This window comes from bacterium SCSIO 12844, from assembly GCA_024397935.1.
Classification (GTDB): domain Bacteria; phylum Pseudomonadota; class Gammaproteobacteria; order Francisellales; family Francisellaceae; genus M0027.
Window position 1 is genome coordinate 2,532,783 of the sequence record CP073743.1, and the last position, 16,626, is coordinate 2,549,408.

General features: G+C 33.4%; 19 protein-coding genes and 1 tRNA gene. 12 read left to right on the plus strand and 8 right to left on the minus strand.

All coding sequences use genetic code 11. From position 1 onward, the window contains the following. The first annotated feature begins 11 nt into the window (after nt 1-11). The 9 genes from KFE69_11310 (at nt 12) to KFE69_11350 (ending at nt 6,537) form a co-directional block, all read left to right on the plus strand. Entirely contained in the window at nt 12-566 is a 555-nt protein-coding gene (locus KFE69_11310; GenBank protein UTW42077.1) for a gamma carbonic anhydrase family protein, read from the plus strand. Beyond that, nucleotides 560-1,207 (plus strand): outer membrane lipoprotein LolB, encoded by a 648-nt coding sequence (lolB, locus tag KFE69_11315; protein ID UTW42078.1) that lies wholly within the window; start codon nt 560-562, stop codon nt 1,205-1,207. The genes KFE69_11310 and lolB overlap by 7 nt, the downstream gene beginning before the upstream one ends. Further along, entirely contained in the window at nt 1,192-2,061 is an 870-nt protein-coding gene (ispE, locus tag KFE69_11320) for a 4-(cytidine 5'-diphospho)-2-C-methyl-D-erythritol kinase (GenBank protein ID UTW42079.1), read from the plus strand. Before lolB ends, ispE begins: the two co-directional genes overlap by 16 nt. Before the next feature lies 1 nt (nt 2,062). Next, nucleotides 2,063-2,137 (plus strand) — tRNA-Gln (locus KFE69_11325). A gap of 107 nt (nt 2,138-2,244) precedes the next feature. Then, nucleotides 2,245-3,198: a ribose-phosphate pyrophosphokinase gene (locus tag KFE69_11330; GenBank protein ID UTW42080.1), complete on the plus strand. Its 954-nt coding sequence runs from the start codon at nt 2,245-2,247 to the stop codon at nt 3,196-3,198. A 109-nt stretch (nt 3,199-3,307) separates the two neighbouring features. Then, nucleotides 3,308-3,595, plus strand: a complete 288-nt coding sequence (gene rplY, locus KFE69_11335) for a 50S ribosomal protein L25 (protein UTW42081.1) — start codon at nt 3,308-3,310, stop codon at nt 3,593-3,595. A 24-nt stretch (nt 3,596-3,619) separates the two neighbouring features. Next, entirely contained in the window at nt 3,620-4,198 is a 579-nt protein-coding gene (pth, locus tag KFE69_11340; GenBank protein UTW42082.1) for an aminoacyl-tRNA hydrolase, read from the plus strand. Between the two features lie 26 nt (nt 4,199-4,224). Next, nucleotides 4,225-5,316 carry a redox-regulated ATPase YchF gene (gene ychF, locus KFE69_11345; GenBank protein UTW42083.1) on the plus strand — a complete coding sequence of 364 codons (1,092 nt, stop codon included), beginning with the start codon at nt 4,225-4,227 and terminating at the stop codon, nt 5,314-5,316. A 129-nt stretch (nt 5,317-5,445) separates the two neighbouring features. Continuing rightward, nucleotides 5,446-6,537, plus strand: a complete 1,092-nt coding sequence (locus KFE69_11350; GenBank protein ID UTW42084.1) for an acyltransferase — start codon at nt 5,446-5,448, stop codon at nt 6,535-6,537. A gap of 11 nt (nt 6,538-6,548) precedes the next feature. Here KFE69_11350 and KFE69_11355 read toward each other — a convergent pair whose 3' ends face one another. The 4 genes from KFE69_11355 to KFE69_11370 all read right to left on the minus strand — a co-directional run bounded on the left by KFE69_11355 (nt 6,549) and on the right by KFE69_11370 (nt 9,793). Beyond that, nucleotides 6,549-7,925, minus strand: coding sequence for a hypothetical protein (locus KFE69_11355; GenBank protein UTW42085.1), 1,377 nt, complete (start codon nt 7,923-7,925; stop codon nt 6,549-6,551). Nucleotides 7,926-8,079: 154 nt separating this feature from the next. After that, on the minus strand, nt 8,080-8,343 hold the full coding sequence (rpmA, locus tag KFE69_11360; GenBank protein UTW42086.1) for a 50S ribosomal protein L27: 264 nt from the start codon (nt 8,341-8,343) through the stop codon (nt 8,080-8,082). Nucleotides 8,344-8,354: 11 nt separating this feature from the next. Further along, a complete protein-coding gene (gene rplU / locus KFE69_11365) occupies nt 8,355-8,666 on the minus strand; it encodes a 50S ribosomal protein L21 (GenBank protein ID UTW42087.1) in 312 nt (103 codons plus the stop codon). A gap of 143 nt (nt 8,667-8,809) precedes the next feature. Next, nucleotides 8,810-9,793, minus strand: a complete 984-nt coding sequence (locus KFE69_11370; protein UTW42088.1) for a sphingomyelin phosphodiesterase — start codon at nt 9,791-9,793, stop codon at nt 8,810-8,812. A gap of 165 nt (nt 9,794-9,958) precedes the next feature. Between KFE69_11370 and KFE69_11375 the strand changes: the two genes are divergently transcribed. Continuing rightward, nucleotides 9,959-10,405 (plus strand): protease inhibitor I42 family protein, encoded by a 447-nt coding sequence (locus KFE69_11375; GenBank protein ID UTW42089.1) that lies wholly within the window; start codon nt 9,959-9,961, stop codon nt 10,403-10,405. A 6-nt stretch (nt 10,406-10,411) separates the two neighbouring features. Here KFE69_11375 and map read toward each other — a convergent pair whose 3' ends face one another. Beyond that, on the minus strand, nt 10,412-11,191 hold the full coding sequence (map, locus tag KFE69_11380; protein ID UTW44064.1) for a type I methionyl aminopeptidase: 780 nt from the start codon (nt 11,189-11,191) through the stop codon (nt 10,412-10,414). Nucleotide 11,192: 1 nt separating this feature from the next. Further along, a complete protein-coding gene (locus KFE69_11385) occupies nt 11,193-11,387 on the minus strand; it encodes a ParD-like family protein (protein UTW42090.1) in 195 nt (64 codons plus the stop codon). A gap of 147 nt (nt 11,388-11,534) precedes the next feature. On the opposite strand from KFE69_11385, the gene KFE69_11390 reads away from it, so the two are divergent. Beyond that, nucleotides 11,535-13,016, plus strand: coding sequence for an exodeoxyribonuclease I (locus tag KFE69_11390; protein UTW42091.1), 1,482 nt, complete (start codon nt 11,535-11,537; stop codon nt 13,014-13,016). 37 nt (nt 13,017-13,053) lie between these two features. Beyond that, nucleotides 13,054-14,166 (plus strand): MltA domain-containing protein, encoded by a 1,113-nt coding sequence (locus KFE69_11395; protein ID UTW44065.1) that lies wholly within the window; start codon nt 13,054-13,056, stop codon nt 14,164-14,166. Here the strand turns inward: KFE69_11395 and lpxL are convergent. Then, nucleotides 14,163-15,086, minus strand: a complete 924-nt coding sequence (lpxL, locus tag KFE69_11400; protein ID UTW42092.1) for an LpxL/LpxP family Kdo(2)-lipid IV(A) lauroyl/palmitoleoyl acyltransferase — start codon at nt 15,084-15,086, stop codon at nt 14,163-14,165. The genes KFE69_11395 and lpxL overlap by 4 nt on opposite strands. Then, nucleotides 15,083-16,540 carry a sodium:proton antiporter NhaD gene (gene nhaD, locus KFE69_11405; GenBank protein ID UTW42093.1) on the minus strand — a complete coding sequence of 486 codons (1,458 nt, stop codon included), beginning with the start codon at nt 16,538-16,540 and terminating at the stop codon, nt 15,083-15,085. The genes lpxL and nhaD overlap by 4 nt, the downstream gene beginning before the upstream one ends. Nucleotides 16,541-16,626 lie beyond the last annotated feature (86 nt).

The following is a 16,626-nucleotide window of genomic DNA, read 5'->3' on the forward strand; positions in this document are numbered from 1 at the left end:
GTTTAAAATCAATGAGTCAAGTTAAACCAATTAGAACTGTCAACGGACATACGCCAATGATGGGCCAAGGTGTTTTTATTGACCCTTCAGCAGTTGTATCTGGTCTTGTATTACTTGAAGATGATGTTTCAGTTTGGCCTTGTGTTAGTATCCGTGGTGATTTAGAAAAAATTACAATTGGTAAACGCTCCAATATCCAAGATAACACAGTTATACACACAACTCGACGCAGTAAGCAATACCCTGAAGGTTTCCCTGCTCATATTGGTGAAGATGTTACTGTTGGTCACGGTGCAATTATTCATGGCTGTACACTTAAAAATCGAATATTAGTTGGTATGGGTGCAATTATCCTAGATGGTGCTATTATAGAATCAAATATTATGATTGCAGCTGGCGCATTAATTCCACCTGGCAAACAATTAGATGAAGGTTATCTATATGTAGGCTCACCAGCAAAAAAAGCACGACCATTAACAGAAAATGAATTACAATTTTTAAAAATAAGCTCAAACAATTATATAGAAACTAAAAACCAACACCTGGAGGCTTCCAAATCATGGTAATGAAACAACTTAAATATTTAGCTATATTGATTATTGGAGCAGCTATAGTGCTTGTCACTGGCTGTGCAAGCAATCAAGCAACTAAATTAGCCCCAATACCAAACCCATCAACACAAAACATTCAAACAGCATGGAAAACAAATCAATCTATTCTTGAAAATGTCCACAGCTGGGAAGTATCCGGTGTTATTGGTATTCGCCTAAAAGACAAAGCTCAAGGTGCAAACCTCTTTTGGCGTCTAACAAATAAAAATGAATATATTATCCAAATCTATGGTACAGCTGGCTTAGGAGCCATATCAATTAAAGGTCGTAATGACGGCAGCATTATTTTTAAAGACTCTAATGGTAAGCAAACCTATGCAAAAGATATTCAAGCGTTAATGCAAGAGCGTTTAGGGTGGAGTGTTCCAGCTGTCGATATGTATTATTGGGGACGTGGCTTACCTGCACCAATTGCATCAAAAGAATTAAGCCTAAATCGCTTTGGTTTAATGTCTTCTATAGAACAATCTGGATGGTATATTCAATACGATAATTTTCATATGGTTCAAGGTAAATATCCACTACCTTTTAAACTCATTATGAAACGTGGCGATTTAACAATTAAAATTATTATCAAGTCATGGCTGATCAACTAATCTTACCTGCCTATGCAAAAATTAATCGTTTTTTGCATATTACTGGACGTATGCCTAATGGCTATCATCAACTACAAACTTTAATGCAGTTAATTGATTTAAAAGATATACTTACATTCACTCTACAAAATGATGATCAAATTACTATTCAATCCAATCGATTTATTTCACACTTAGAAGATAATTTAGTCTATAAAGCTGCACAGTCACTTAAACCTTATGCTGAAAAACCTTGTGGAATTAATATTTATATTGATAAACAAATCCCAATGGGTGGCGGCCTTGGTGGTGGCTCAAGCAATGCAGCAACTACCTTGATGGCTTTAAATCAGCTATGGCAATGCAATCTAAATCAAACTGAATTACTCAATTTAGGTGCTAAATTGGGTGCCGATGTACCTATTTTTATTTTTGGTCAAACAGCTTGGGCTGAAGGTATTGGCGAGATACTAACGCCTTTTGAACAAGAAGAGTCATTACTATTGATCTGCTCACCTAATATTCATATCTCAACTAAATCTATATTTCAGCATCCAGATTTAAAACGTAATTACCAACCGATCACACCCAAAGCATATCACTTTAATAACACTGAAAATGCATTTGAAAAAATCGTTAAAATACTCCACCCTCAAATGAAAGTGATAATGGATGAAATTGCGCAAGAAGCACCGGTACGCTTAAGTGGTTCTGGCTCATGTTTTTATGTGATCTGTCAAGATTTTAACCAATTAGAAAAACTTCAAAAAAAATTCGACAAACGTCTTGACACCATACCCTCTAAAGCCTTAAACTACGCCGCAGTTGCTTACGATGATCTCATAGAACGAGGGAATCTAAAACAATGTCAATAATTGGGCTGTCGCCAAGCGGTAAGGCAACGGGTTTTGATCCCGTCATACCCAGGTTCGAATCCTGGCAGCCCAGCCAAAAGTTTAAGATCAATTTTTTAAACAACAAACAGATTATATTGTATGACTATTTGTTTTTTATTACATACCCTTTTCACTCAACAACCGTATTTAAGGTGATCAACTGTGTCTGATTTAATGATTTTCTGTGGAAGCGCTACGCCTGAGTTAACTGAAGAAGTAGCTGACCTTTTAGGTATAGAAACTGGACGAGCTATCGTTGGTAAATTTAGCGATGGTGAAACACAAGTTGAAATTTTAGATAATGTTAGAGGACGTGATGTATTTATCATCCAATCAACTTGTCCTCCTACCAATGATAATTTAATGGAGTTAATTATTATGGTAGATGCATTAAGACGTTCATCAGCAGGTAGAATTACCGCAGTTACACCTTATTTTGGTTATGCACGTCAAGATCGTAGAGTACGTTCAATGCGTGTTCCAATTTCAGCTCGCGTAGTTGCTGATATGCTAACTGGTGCAGGTGTTGATAGAATATTAACCGTTGATATTCATGCCGAACAGGTCCAAGGCTTTTTTGATGTACCATTAGATAATGTTTATGGGACACCAATTTTGCTTGATTATATCCGTCGCCGGCATATTAAAGCCCCTGTGGTTATCTCACCTGATATTGGTGGTGTTGTTCGTGCTAGAGCTATGGCTAAAGCTTTAAATACAGACTTAGCCATTATCGACAAACGTCGACCGCGCGCGAATGAATCAGAAGTTATGAATATTATTGGTGAGATTAAAGGACGCCACTGTTTAATTATTGATGATATTATTGATACAGCAGGCACAATGTGTAAGGCTGCTCAAGCACTAATTGACCATGGTGCTGCAAAAGTATCCGCCTACTGTGTTCACCCTGTATTATCAGGCAATGCACTTGAGAATATACAAAGCTCTTGTCTTGATGAACTTGTTGTAACAAATTCAATTTCAGCGACTAGTAAAGCATTGAAGTGTGACAAAATCAAAGTTTTATCACTAGCGCCAATGTTATCAGAAGCAATCAGACGGATTAATAATGAAGAATCTATCAGCCTTATGTTTAGTGATTTAAAAGCTTAATGAATAGTTAACATTTAAATTTAAATCTGTTATAATCCATCACCGCGCTGTAGTCAGGGTCGCATGACTATCGTGGTAATTATTTAACTAAATATTGAGGATATATACAATGACATATCAATTAAACTCAGCCACTCGCACTGAGAAAGGTACGGGCGCGAGCCGCCGCCTTCGCCACCAAGATAAGGTACCGGCAATCGTTTATGGTAAAGATGTAAAGCCAATTTCTATTGTTTTAGAACATAATGAAATTTTCCATGCAATTGAAGATGAAAAAATCTTTTCATCCAATGTTGAATTAACAATTGATGATAAAAAAGAAACTGTTCAAATCAAAGCATTACAACGCCACCCTTATAAGCCTAAAATTACACATGTTGATTTTATGCGTGTGTAACAATTAATTATTATTACTAATAAAATGATTAAACTAATTGTTGGCCTTGGCAATCCTACAGATGAGTATTTAACTACTCGACATAACGTAGGCCAATGGTTAGTTAGTCGTCTTGCTGATTTCTTTTTTTCACCACTAAAACTAGAAAAAAAATTCTTTGGTGAATATGCTCGAGTTCAAAATAATCATTTCAATGGGCATTTATTATTTCCTACGACTTACATGAATCGAAGTGGGCTTTCTGTACGAAGTGTAAGTGAATATTTCAATATTAAGCCAAATGAAATATTAGTAGTGCATGATGAACTAGACATCCCGTGTGGCAACATTAAATTAAAGCATAATGGTGGTCATGGTGGTCACAATGGCCTAAGAGATATTCAAAGTCAATTGGCAACGGATCAATTCCACCGCTTGCGTCTTGGGATTGGCCACCCAGGTGATAAAACTAAAGTAACCTCTTTTGTCCTATCTTCACCCTCAAAACAAGAACTAATACTTATTAGTGATGCAATTGAAGAAGGTATAAATCATATTGATGATATTATCGCTGGACGATTTGACCAAGCAAAGCAAACATTACATACTAAACCAAAAATATAAATCAAAGTATCTGGAGAAGATCAACTATGGGATTTAAATGTGGCATTGTTGGCTTACCAAATGTAGGAAAATCAACACTTTTCAATGCATTAACAAAAGCTGGCATTCAAGCTGAAAACTATCCATTTTGTACTATTGAACCGAATGTAGGCGTTGTTGCAGTACCCGATCAACGCCTTAACGCCCTAGCTGATATTGTTAGCCCTCAAAAAATTCTACCTGCTACAATGGAATTTGTAGATATTGCAGGCTTAGTTGCTGGTGCTTCAAAAGGTGAAGGCTTAGGTAATAAGTTTTTAGCCAATATTCGTGAAACAGATGCCATTGCCCATGTTGTGCGCTGCTTTGATAATGATGATGTTGTACATGTTGCAGGCAATGTCTCTCCATTAGACGATATTGAAGTAATTAATACTGAATTATTACTTGCTGATATAGAAAGCGCTGAAAAAGCAATTACCAGAGTTAGTAAAAATGCTAAAAGTGGCAATAAAGATGCCAAAGCTCAAAAAGCATTCTATGAAAAACTAAAAGTACATCTTGAAAATGAAAACCCAGCTAGAAGCCTTGATGCTACAGATGAAGAAAAATTATGGTTGAAACAAATTCACCTATTAACTGCCAAGCCTACATTATATATTGCCAATGTTAATGAAGATGGTTTTGACAATAACCCTTACCTTGAACAAGTTACAGAACTTGCTAAAAAGGAAAATGCTAATATTGTTGCTATTTGTGCTGCTATTGAAGCTGAAATTGCAGAGTTAGATGATGATGAAAAGGATGAGTTTTTAAATGATTTAGGTCTTGATGAACCTGGCTTAAACCGCGTTATTAGAGCTGGCTATCAACTATTAGATTTACAAACTTATTTTACGGCAGGCGTTAAAGAAGTACGCGCCTGGACAATTCCTGTTGGTGCCACAGCACCTCAAGCAGCTGGCAAAATTCACACTGACTTTGAAAAAGGCTTTATTCGAGCTGAGGTTATTGCTTATAGTGACTATATTGCTAATAAAGGGGAACAAGGTGCTAAAGACCAAGGTAAATGGCGCTTAGAAGGCAAAGAGTATATTGTCAAAGATGGTGACGTTATTCATTTCAGATTTAATGTTTAAGCTTACTTTTATAAATATTTATAATATTTAATTATTAAAATAGTTTGATATTTGCGTCAACTTCTATAAAATGATCAAGATATTAACAAAAAATTATTTTCCTTAACGGTGAGGTTGCAAAAGTTATACATGATCAATACGACTAATCACAGAGATAATAACTTTGATTTTCTAAGATTTATTGCCGCATTATTAGTTATTATGACACATGCAGTTGTACTGACAGGTACTGGCATTCATCCACTGAAAATATTTTCAGGTAATCAACTTCGAGTCGGGGATCTAGCAGTTGATGTATTTTTTACTATTTCAGGCTTTTTAATCACTGCAAGTTTTCTAAGATCTCAAAATATAAAAAGATATCTTTATGCTCGAATTCTTCGTATTATGCCAGCGTTATTTTTTATGCTAATAACTGCAGCTTTTATTGTTGGTCCCATTATAACAACACTTTCTTATAAAGAGTATATGAGTTCTTCAGAAACATATACTTTTGTTTGCTCTGTATTTTTATATACCTTGCAATACCATTTACCTGGAGTTATATTTTCAGATACATCATTAACTTACCCTACAACTGTAAGTGTTTCAGTTTGGAGCTTACCTTATGAGTTTACATTTTATCTGTTAATTCCTGTTTTTAGTTATTTTAAACTATTGAAAAAAGAGATTTTACTATTTCTATTTGTATTTGTGATTTTATGCTATTCATTCGAACAAACAATCATACCTGACGCAAGATCTTTGGTCCTTTTTCCAAATATTAACCTATCTCTTTTTTTAAGAGTATCTAGTATGTTTTTATCTGGTATGTTATTTTATTACTATAAAGATGTAATTATTTATCGCTTAGAATACTTTTTAATTAGTATTCTTTTGTTAATTGTTAGCTGTTATTTAGGCATTGGCCTAAGGTTATTATTACCAATTTGTGGCACCTATTGTATTTTTTATATTGCTTATTCACCAAAATTAAAATTTTTAAATCACTTTGGAAAATATGGTGACTTTAGCTATGGGATGTATATTTATGGTGCTTTCATCCAACAAGTTGTTATTTGGTTTTTTGGTGGCAATATGAACTATATCCTAAATATTATTATTTCTATGCCTTTAGCAATAGTATGTGGCATTTTATCCTGGCACCTTGTAGAGAAAAAATTCTTAGCGCTGAAAAAAAGAAAACTTATATCGACTAAATTACTAGCAAAAACTGCATAGAAATTATAACTCTAAGGTGTAAATACCCAGCTACTTTTATCAATAGGCCCACTAGGAATATCCCATTGACTTAAACTTTGCCAAATAGCATTTGAAATCGTTTCAGGATAAAATCCTAAACATTTTTTATAAAGTGAAGGTGTCTCATAAATTGAATATGAATTTTTAGCACAGATTATTGCATAAAACCCATTAGGCTTTTGATTATATAATACTGTTCCTAATAATTTTTTTTGATTATTTTCACTTGCTTGGTAGCCAAGTATAATGGCTTTTAAACTGGCATTAAAATAATCAATTTGCTTAATATCATGAGGGTTTTCGTAAGCCTTACAAGCATTAATAAAGTTAGTAACCGCACTTGGTGAATGGCTACCATCAGCTAAAGTTAAAAACTGATTTAATATACTATCAGGTACATTATTAGTATCACACTCTGTAGGTGTTAACTCTAAACCTGGATTAACGCCTTGAGTAAAATTACTATTATAGACATCTAAATTTTCCCACAATGTTGTTGTAGCAGCTGCAGGTGAGACAAATAATACAGGGATATCTTTTCCATAGCCACCAAAGTAAGCTGCTACTGCATGATCTTGAGTATATTGTTGATATCTATTAACTCGAATTGGATTATAGGGTAAAGCTGGATTTAAGCCATAATCATATAAAGCAACTAAAGCAATGACATTCTGATACTGCTCACTTATTGAGGCTAATGCTTCTAAGTTTGCATCAAATATTGCAACTGCTTTATTACTTTGTTTAAGTTTAGCAGCTAAAGGTCCAATAAACTTTGTAATAACTGCTTCTGACATAGATGGGTTTTCTAAATCAAAAGATACTCCTGAAGCATTTGGATCATCATTAATTGCTTTAGCAATAATATCAGCTAATTGAACTAATTGTGTAGTATTTGCTGAATTTAATAATTGAGCACTTCCATTAATCATCGGCATAATAATACGATTTTGACTATAATTATCTAAGTTTCTATATAGTTTTGTTATCGTTAATCCACTGATACATTTACCTAATTGAGGCATACTCAATACACTTGATTTAATTAGTGGCAATGAATTGTAATTAAGTACATATTGATTCGTATTTAAGTCACAATTATCATTAATATTAGATAACCCTGATTTATGTAGCTGAACAATATTTGCAAAGTCAGGGAAAATATATAACGTTTTATTTTTACTTTTATAATATTGATTTACATCATCAATTAAACTTGAGTGACATTCTGATTTTTGACTATTACATAGCATATCTTGCGCTACATCATCTATAATCACTCCATTACCTTTTGGTAAAACTACCCCATCTGCCATCACAGCAAATGGTAATATAATAAATATCAAAAATACTAATAACTTATCCATTGATAATATACCTTATGAAATCACATATTAATTTAACTATAGTACAAAGTTTATTGCTTCTTTGATCATATTTAATTAACAACTTCGGCAAATATCTAGTGCAGTTATCCAAAATAATTTAAGTAATAGCCATACAAAAAAAGCCCAACTTAAATTAATCTGTTATTGTTTCCACAGAAACGAATTGACGGTTCTTCTCACCACCTTTATGAAATTTAATAACGCCATCAACTTTTGAATAAAGTGTATGATCTCGACCTAAGCCAACATTAACGCCATTGTGAAATTTAGTACCGCGTTGGCGAACAATAATCGAACCTGCTTTAACAAATTCACCACCAAAACGTTTAACACCTAAATACTTAGGGTTTGAATCACGACCATTACGGGTGCTACCACCTGCTTTTTTATGAGCCATTATAAATCTCCTTAGGCTTGAATTGATTTAATTTTAAGCGCTGTAAAATACTGACGATGACCTTGCTGCTTCATATGATGCTTACGGCGACGAAACTTAATAATTTTAATTTTCTTCGCTCTAGCTTGCTCAACAACTTCAGCAACGACTTTAGCACCCTCAATAAACGGTGCACCAACTTTAACTTCATCACCAGTAGAGCACATTAACACTTGATCAAACTCAATTGTCTCACCAATGCCTTTTTCAATTTTTTCTACTTTCAATGTATTACCTTCGGCAACTTTATATTGTTTACCACCGGTTTTAATTACTGCATACATCATGTATCTCCAAAACTTTTTTTCTATACGCTTTTAATGTCCACCATGACCGATATATCTCATACAAAATCATAGGGAAATAGGATTATATTGAAATTAGGCCCAAAAGACAAGTTTTGCTTATAATTAGTTAGCTATTTTAACTATTGATAGGTTAAATTTCCAATAACAGCATAATGATCAGATAGATCAGGTGCTTCTAACATTAATGATCTTAATGCTACAATCTCGGTTGATGAAGCATTTAAAAGTGGGCAAACATAACCATTAAAACATAATACATGATCTAATGTTTTTCTCTCACTACTTAAATTCATTGTATTGGTTATACCATCAAAACTAAAAGCTAATGTATTTTCTGAATAGCCTGCTGCTTGTTTTGCATCTAGCGCCATTAATAAATATTGATAATATGGATAGCGTATACTCGGCGATGTTATTTCACCAGCTGCTGATATACCACTATTTGCATTGACATCACCCGCTAAAACTAATGGTTCATCTGCTTTTAGATTTAAATTGGCAATCCATTGATTAAGTGCATTGACTTGTATTCGCCAGTGTAATGTTTGCTCTTCTTTATTTTCAGAATTAGAGTCAATACTTTGTAAATGTGCTGAAATGACATTATAAACTTTATTTTCTTTTTTAATTGCAGCAAATACAGCACCTTTATTTGAAATTGCCTCCCAACCATATGATTTAGGTAAGACAAAATATTGTGGTGGCTCTGCAAATGGATAGCGACTATAAATAATGACACCACCATTTAAAAGATTAATATGTTCAAAATCCCAACTACCAACAACATCTGTTTTATATTTAAAACCAACGCGCTTCATATGCTTATTTAAAATATAATACATAATTGGTGCAATATCTTCCTGAAAAACTACCACATCCGGATCATATTTAGCAATTTGATAGGGAATTAACCTTGCACGCTCATATGGGTGATTTAAATTCTGAGTTAAAGGTGAAATAGGAATATTAGGTAATAAATTCACATTATACGTCATTACTTTTAAACTAGATAACCCATAGCTTGTATTTACGTTAGCTAGGATTAAAGTTAATGTAGATATGAATATCAATCTTATCCATTGGTTTTTAAAAATTATACTCATTCGTTCACTCTCCTTGCTTTAAAATGAATAATAGTAGTTTATACATTCATTTAAAAAAGTGTTAATCATACATATAGCTAATTAATAGGTAATTCCTGTTGAAAATAAATAGAATTTTTGATTATCTAATTATTAAATACACTTTAATTTTTGGATTAACTAACTATGAAATACCCTATCGGTCGTTTAATAAAAATTCTAATCGCTATTACTTGTTTTTGTCTATTAACTGCCTCATTATTTGCTGATGAAAAAGCAACTACTGACACAGTCAAAAAAACGCCAACAGTCAATCTCAATAAGCCAATTGTTGTTGGTGATGATCAGTGGACAATCAACGTTAAACTACCTGCTAACTCAACAACAGGCTACCAGTGGTATCTAAAATCATACAATAGCACCCTTGTTCGTCCAAAATCGTACCGCTATGTTTTAAATAATGCAAAAGATACCAAACTTGTTGGTCAAGGTGGTAGTGCAGAATTTAAACTAACCATCTCAAAACGTTTTAAGACAGTACCACAAATGACACAGTTAACTTTCATCTATGCACGCCCATGGGATTTATCTGATCAAAGCTCAACTCAGGTAATTACTTTACTATCTAATTAAAAATTATTATTGTAGATATTGTGAAATGATTTTAGTTTCTTCATTTCTAAGCGTTAAAATATCACAACCTGTTTCAGTTACAAGGATAGTATGTTCAAATTGAGCAGATAACGATCTATCCTTAGTTATCACAGTCCAGCCATCATTTAGTTGTTTAATATCTCTTTTACCTAAATTTAGCATTGGTTCAATCGTAAATGTCATCCCTGCTTTAAGCTCAGTGCCTTTGCCTTTTTTACCAAAATGTGTAATTTGTGGCTCCTCCCACATCTGATAGCCTATGCCGTGACCACAAAATTCCTCAACAACACTTAAGTTATGTTTATGTGCAAATGTCTCAATAACATAACCGATATCCCCTGTGGTATTACCAGGTTTTACAACTGATATACCTTGATATAAAGCTTGTTGGGTTAAATTGATTAAGCGTATTGCATGTGATGCTACTCTATCACCAACTAAATACATTTTACTGGTATCACCAATCATACCATCCTTTTTAACCGTAACATCGATATTAATAATATCGCCATTTTTAAGCTTCTTATCTGATGGAATACCATGACAAATAACATGATTAATAGACGTACAAATACATCCTGGAAAACCATGATGATTCAATGTAGAAGGTATTGCCTTAAGTTCATTAACAATATATTGATGACAGATTACATCTAACTGTTTTGTAGTTACCCCAACTGTAATATGATCTTCAATCATTTCTAGAACTTTAGCAGCTAATCGAGAAGCTACTTTCATTCGCTTAATTTCATTACTATCTTTAATCTTAATCACTTATTAGTGCCTCTTTTTCTTTAAAGAGTAATCGTATTATTTCTCTATAAGTTAACTCTGGATTCATTTCAGCCATTTCACCAATTTTAAGCCAATGCTCACTTTGTTGGTTAATCGAGCGATCCATCACAGATGCCATTTCTTTGACTTTTGTATGTAAGTTATCTGAAATTTTAACAATGCCCATACTTATTGCCTTTTGTATATGTTTTGCTATATATCATATATAAATAATCAATTATTGCAATCAATTTTCTTTGCCATCATTAACCTACTTAACCCAATTAAATTATGTTATGATACAGTCACTTTAAGACTTAAAAAATTAATAGACATGGCAAATAAATCCTATCTTTTCTATGATTTAGAAACGACTGGTCTGGATGTTTCTTTTGACCAAGTTGTACAATTTGCAGCAATTTTAACGGATGAAAATTTGAATGAATTAAAGCGCTATAACTTTCTTATTCGTTTAAATCCAGATACCATTCCTTCAGCATATGCGCAAATAACCCACCAAATTTCGATTAATCAAGCCAATTCAAATGGCCTTAATGAATATGATGCAATCAAAAAAATACATCATCTTCTTAACCGCCCTAATACCATAAGCCTTGGTTATAATACACTTGGATTTGATGATGAATTTTTAAGATTCTCATTTTATCGTAACTTGCTTGATCCATATACGCATCAATATAAAGATGGCTGTCGACGTATGGATATTTATCCTATGACCATTATGTATTATTTGCATGATGAAAAACGTCTTAAATGGCCTAAAAATAATGATGGCCACATAAGCTTTAAGCTTGAAGATTTAAATAATGAAAATCAACTTGTCGCTGATGGACGTGCCCATGATGCCTTAACCGATGTTGAAGTAACCTTAGAACTTGCAAGAATATTAAAGCAAAATCAACCTATGTGGCAATATCTTGAAAATTTATTTATCAAACAAAATGACCAACAACAATTAGATAAACTAAATCATACCATCACCATTAATAATACGGCATATAGCCAAGGCCTTTTAACCAATGGAAAATTTGGTGCTAGAAATCAATATCAGTCACTTGGTTTATTGCTTGGTCAGCATCAGTATTATAAAAATCAAAGTGTCTGGCTTCGTTTAGATCTTGATCATTTTCCAGAAGCAATTAATCAATTTTTAACACAACAAAACCTTAATGAAGAAAATCAACAATTAATCACTGATAATTTTCATGAAAAACTAGCATTACCCTATGTTAATAAAAAGTTAGGTGAAACACCTTTTCTCTTACCATTATTAGATCGATTTACTGATAAATTAAGCACTAAAAAGATAGAAAATATAGAAAAAAATATAGAATGGTTACAACAAAATATATCGATATTTGGGCAAATCAAAAATCATTTACTTAACTATCAATATCCTACTTATGAGCATGTTGATAGCCAAAGTGCATTATATGTCGATGGGTTTTTAAAACCATTTGAAAAGGATCAGTGTAATCTCTTTCATCAAAAAAAGCTTGATGAAAAATCAAAAATGCTTAATCAACTTCATGGCAACTTAAAAACACGTGCTTTGAGAGTTATTGGTAGGGTTAAACCAGAATTACTAAACCCACATGAACTTGAAACTTTTCAGCAATACCTTGAGAGTATTATTGAATATGAACCATCTAAACGACCACTAAACTTTCGTGGTCAATATGCCAGGGGCCTTGATGAAGTCTATAATGAAATTAATATACTTAGAGATGAAAATAATTTAACTGATAAGCAAATACAACTACTAGATGAGTTAAGTAGCTATCTTAATATTTAAGGAATGAATAATGAAACCATCTTTTAGAAAGCGCTCAATGGGATTAACCCATGCTTTAATAGCCGTATTTTATTTAACAAACCCTACTGCAACTGCTAATACACAACCTAAATACCAGGCTGTTAATTTCAATCAACTACCTGGCTGGAGTCATGGCGATCAATCTAATACAATTACTGCACTTAAAGCATCATGCAAAAAAATGCTTAATGCTAAATCAATTTCAACAAATGATAAAACATGGGATAAAGCTTGCCAGTCAATTATTAAGCTACCCAAAAAATTATCTAATCAACAAGCTCGCCAAAGCTTAACACAGTTTTTTACACCGTATCAGGTTACTTTCAAAGGCTCAAATAATGGCTTATTTACTGGCTATTATGAGCCCTTGTTTAAAGGCAGCCCCACAAAAACTAATTATTATAAAATTCCTATTTATAAACGCCCTAAAGACCTTGTGGTTCGTAAAAAGCAATCAGGGAAATACCAATATGGCAGAGTCGTTAATGGAAAGTTTCAACGCTACTATTCCAGAGAAGAAATCGCCAAAAATAATTATTTTACTAAAAATGATATCATCGCTTGGGTACATAGCCGAGTCGATAGAACATTTTTACAAATTCAAGGCTCAGGACGAATCGAATTTCCAAATGGTTCAAATATATTAGTTAGCTATAATGGTCAAAATGGCTGGCCTTATCGTCCAATTGGTCGATATTTAGTACAACAAGGTGAGCTAACTACCAAAACTGTTTCTATGCAAAGTATTCGAAAATGGTTAGATCAACACCCTAATCGTGTCAATGAAGTATTAAATTATGACCCATCATTTGTCTTTTTTAAAGTTATGGGTCACGGCAATTTAATTGGCGCTGAAGGCACATCTTTAACACCAGGCTATTCAATTGCTGTTGACTGGCGTTATATTGACTATGGCACGCCTATTTGGCTTAATTCCTATTATCCAACACCAAAAGGCAATCAAACCTTAAACAGATTATTAATTGCTCAAGATACCGGTGGTGCAATACGAGGCCCAATACGAGGCGATATATTCTGGGGAAGTTCTGCTAATGCAGAATACACTGCAGGCCATATGAAATCTCAAGGCAAAATCTGGGTTTTACTACCCAAAGGCTATGAAATCTAATAAAAACGCCTTTCACCTTCAGGTCTTGTTTTAAAGCGACGATGTTGCCATAAATACTGATCTGGATATTGCTTGATCACTTTTTCTAAGTGTTGGTTATATCTTAATGCATCTTGATAATCATCGCCTGAAGCAAAATGCTCATCATATTCATCTAAGACGCCAATATAGCCTGAATAATCTTCTTTACGTCTAAAATGCCCCATTGCCATGACTGCATTACTTTTTTTAACAAGCCATGAAGTTGCTATTAATGTGGCAGCCGGTATATTAAAAAATGGCACAAAAATACTACGCTCATTACCTAAATCTTGATCAGGCGCATACCAAAGCGTCTCACCTCTTTTTAAAACCTTTAAAATACCACGTACATCTTTTCGTTCTACACCTTGACTATATTTTGCACGTGATGAAGACATAATATATTCAAAAAATGGATTTTTATGTTTCTGATAGACTAAGTTTAACCCCGGATAACACATCCCAACATGGCGACCAATCACCTCCATACACGTAAAGTGCCCACCCATAATGATCACTGGTTTATTTTCTTTATAATAACTTTCAAACTGCTCAAAATTAACTAAGGTAAATGGGATTCGCTTAAAACGCCAATCAGGTAAAAACCAGGCCATTAAGGTTTCTATGGCACTCATGCCAATCGACTCAAATGATTTTTTTGCTAACTTTTCAATTTCATCATCATTTTTTTCAGGAAAGCATAATTTTAAATTGATTCTAGTTATGTTTTTTCGTCTTTTTAAAAATGGATAAGCCACTCTTGCTAAAAGACGTCCTAAAGCTAAGGCAACTTTAAAAGGCAATATAAGAATGATCGTTTTTGCTAAAAAAACTAACAACCAACTAAACCAATAACGTGGATGATAAAGTGATTTAGTCTTGGTGTTCTTTTTACTCATAGTTGATGTGCCATAATACTAAAATAGCCACTATTAACCCACATATGAACCGCAATACTGACAAAATAACCAATTAATATAACCCATGACCATTTTAAATGACCAATAAAGGTATACTTACCTTTTGACTGTCCCATCACTGCAACACCAGCAGCAGAACCAATTGATAATAAACTTCCTCCCACACCTGCTGTAAGCGTTACTAATAACCACTGACCAGCTGACATATCTGGATTCATTGTTAAAACAGCGTACATCACAGGGATATTATCAATAATTGCAGATAAAATACCGACAAAAGCATTCGCTTGTGTTTGAACATCCATTAATGATGGTAGTATTAAAGGCGCATTTTGATAAATATAATCTGATAAAATAGCTAAATAGCCAAGCGTTGCTAAACCTTGAACAGCCAATAAAATTCCATAGAAAAATAACAGAGTATCCCACTCAGCATTGGCAATTTTTCTAAAAATCTCAAAACGTCCATTATCTGACTGATTTTTAGGATGCGCATGCTTAAACTCTCTTAAATAATAACTAAAGAACATTAAATAAGATAAGCCTGTCATCATACCTACCGCCGGTGGCAGATGAAAAAAGTTCTCAAAACTAACAGCTGTGGTGATTGTTAACAAAAATAAAATGATAACCCGTTTAGCACCAAGCTTTAGTTTTACATCCTCTCTTGCAATTTGTGGTTTTTCTTTAGGAACAAAGAAGTGAAATATAACAGCTGGTATAATAAAATTAACAGCAGACGGCAAGAATAAAGTAAAGAAATATTTAAATGGAATAATACCACTTTGCCAAACCATTAAAGTTGTAATATCACCAAAAGGACTAAAAGCACCCCCCGCATTTGCTGCAACAACAATATTAACACAGCTAAGTGACACAAAACGACGATTTGTACCACCAATTGCCATAACTACTGAACACATCACCAATGCTGTAGTTAAATTATCTGCAATGGGGGATAAGAAAAAGGCAACAATACCGGTTAACCAGAATACACCGCGATAACCAAAACCACAATTAATTAGAAACGCCCTTAATACTCTAAATACATTGCGCTCTTCCATAACATTAATATACGTCATCGCTGTTAATAAGAATAAAAATAACTCACCATATTCTAATAAGGCGTGTTCTAAGTTAGTTTGTACAATATCACTTTGGTTTTTGCTAACGGCAACAATTGCAACAACAATCCATATAAGGCCCGCACCTAGTATCACAGGCTTGGACTTTTTTAAATGTGTAACTTCTTCAATCATCACCAATAAATAAGTTAAAACAAAAATTACTAGTGCAACAATTGCCCAATGACTAGATAGTGCATCTAAATGCGCTTGACCAACTGGTGCAGATGCTGCAAATAATGAAGCTGGAATAAGTAGAATTCCAAACACCATGATAATTAAAGACAATAATTTTTGTTTCTGTTTCATCTATCAATAATCCTAATTTTTTAGCTCAAACCTTGTTTGACGATACAATTACCTCTAATTATACTACGAGATAGTGATGACAAATT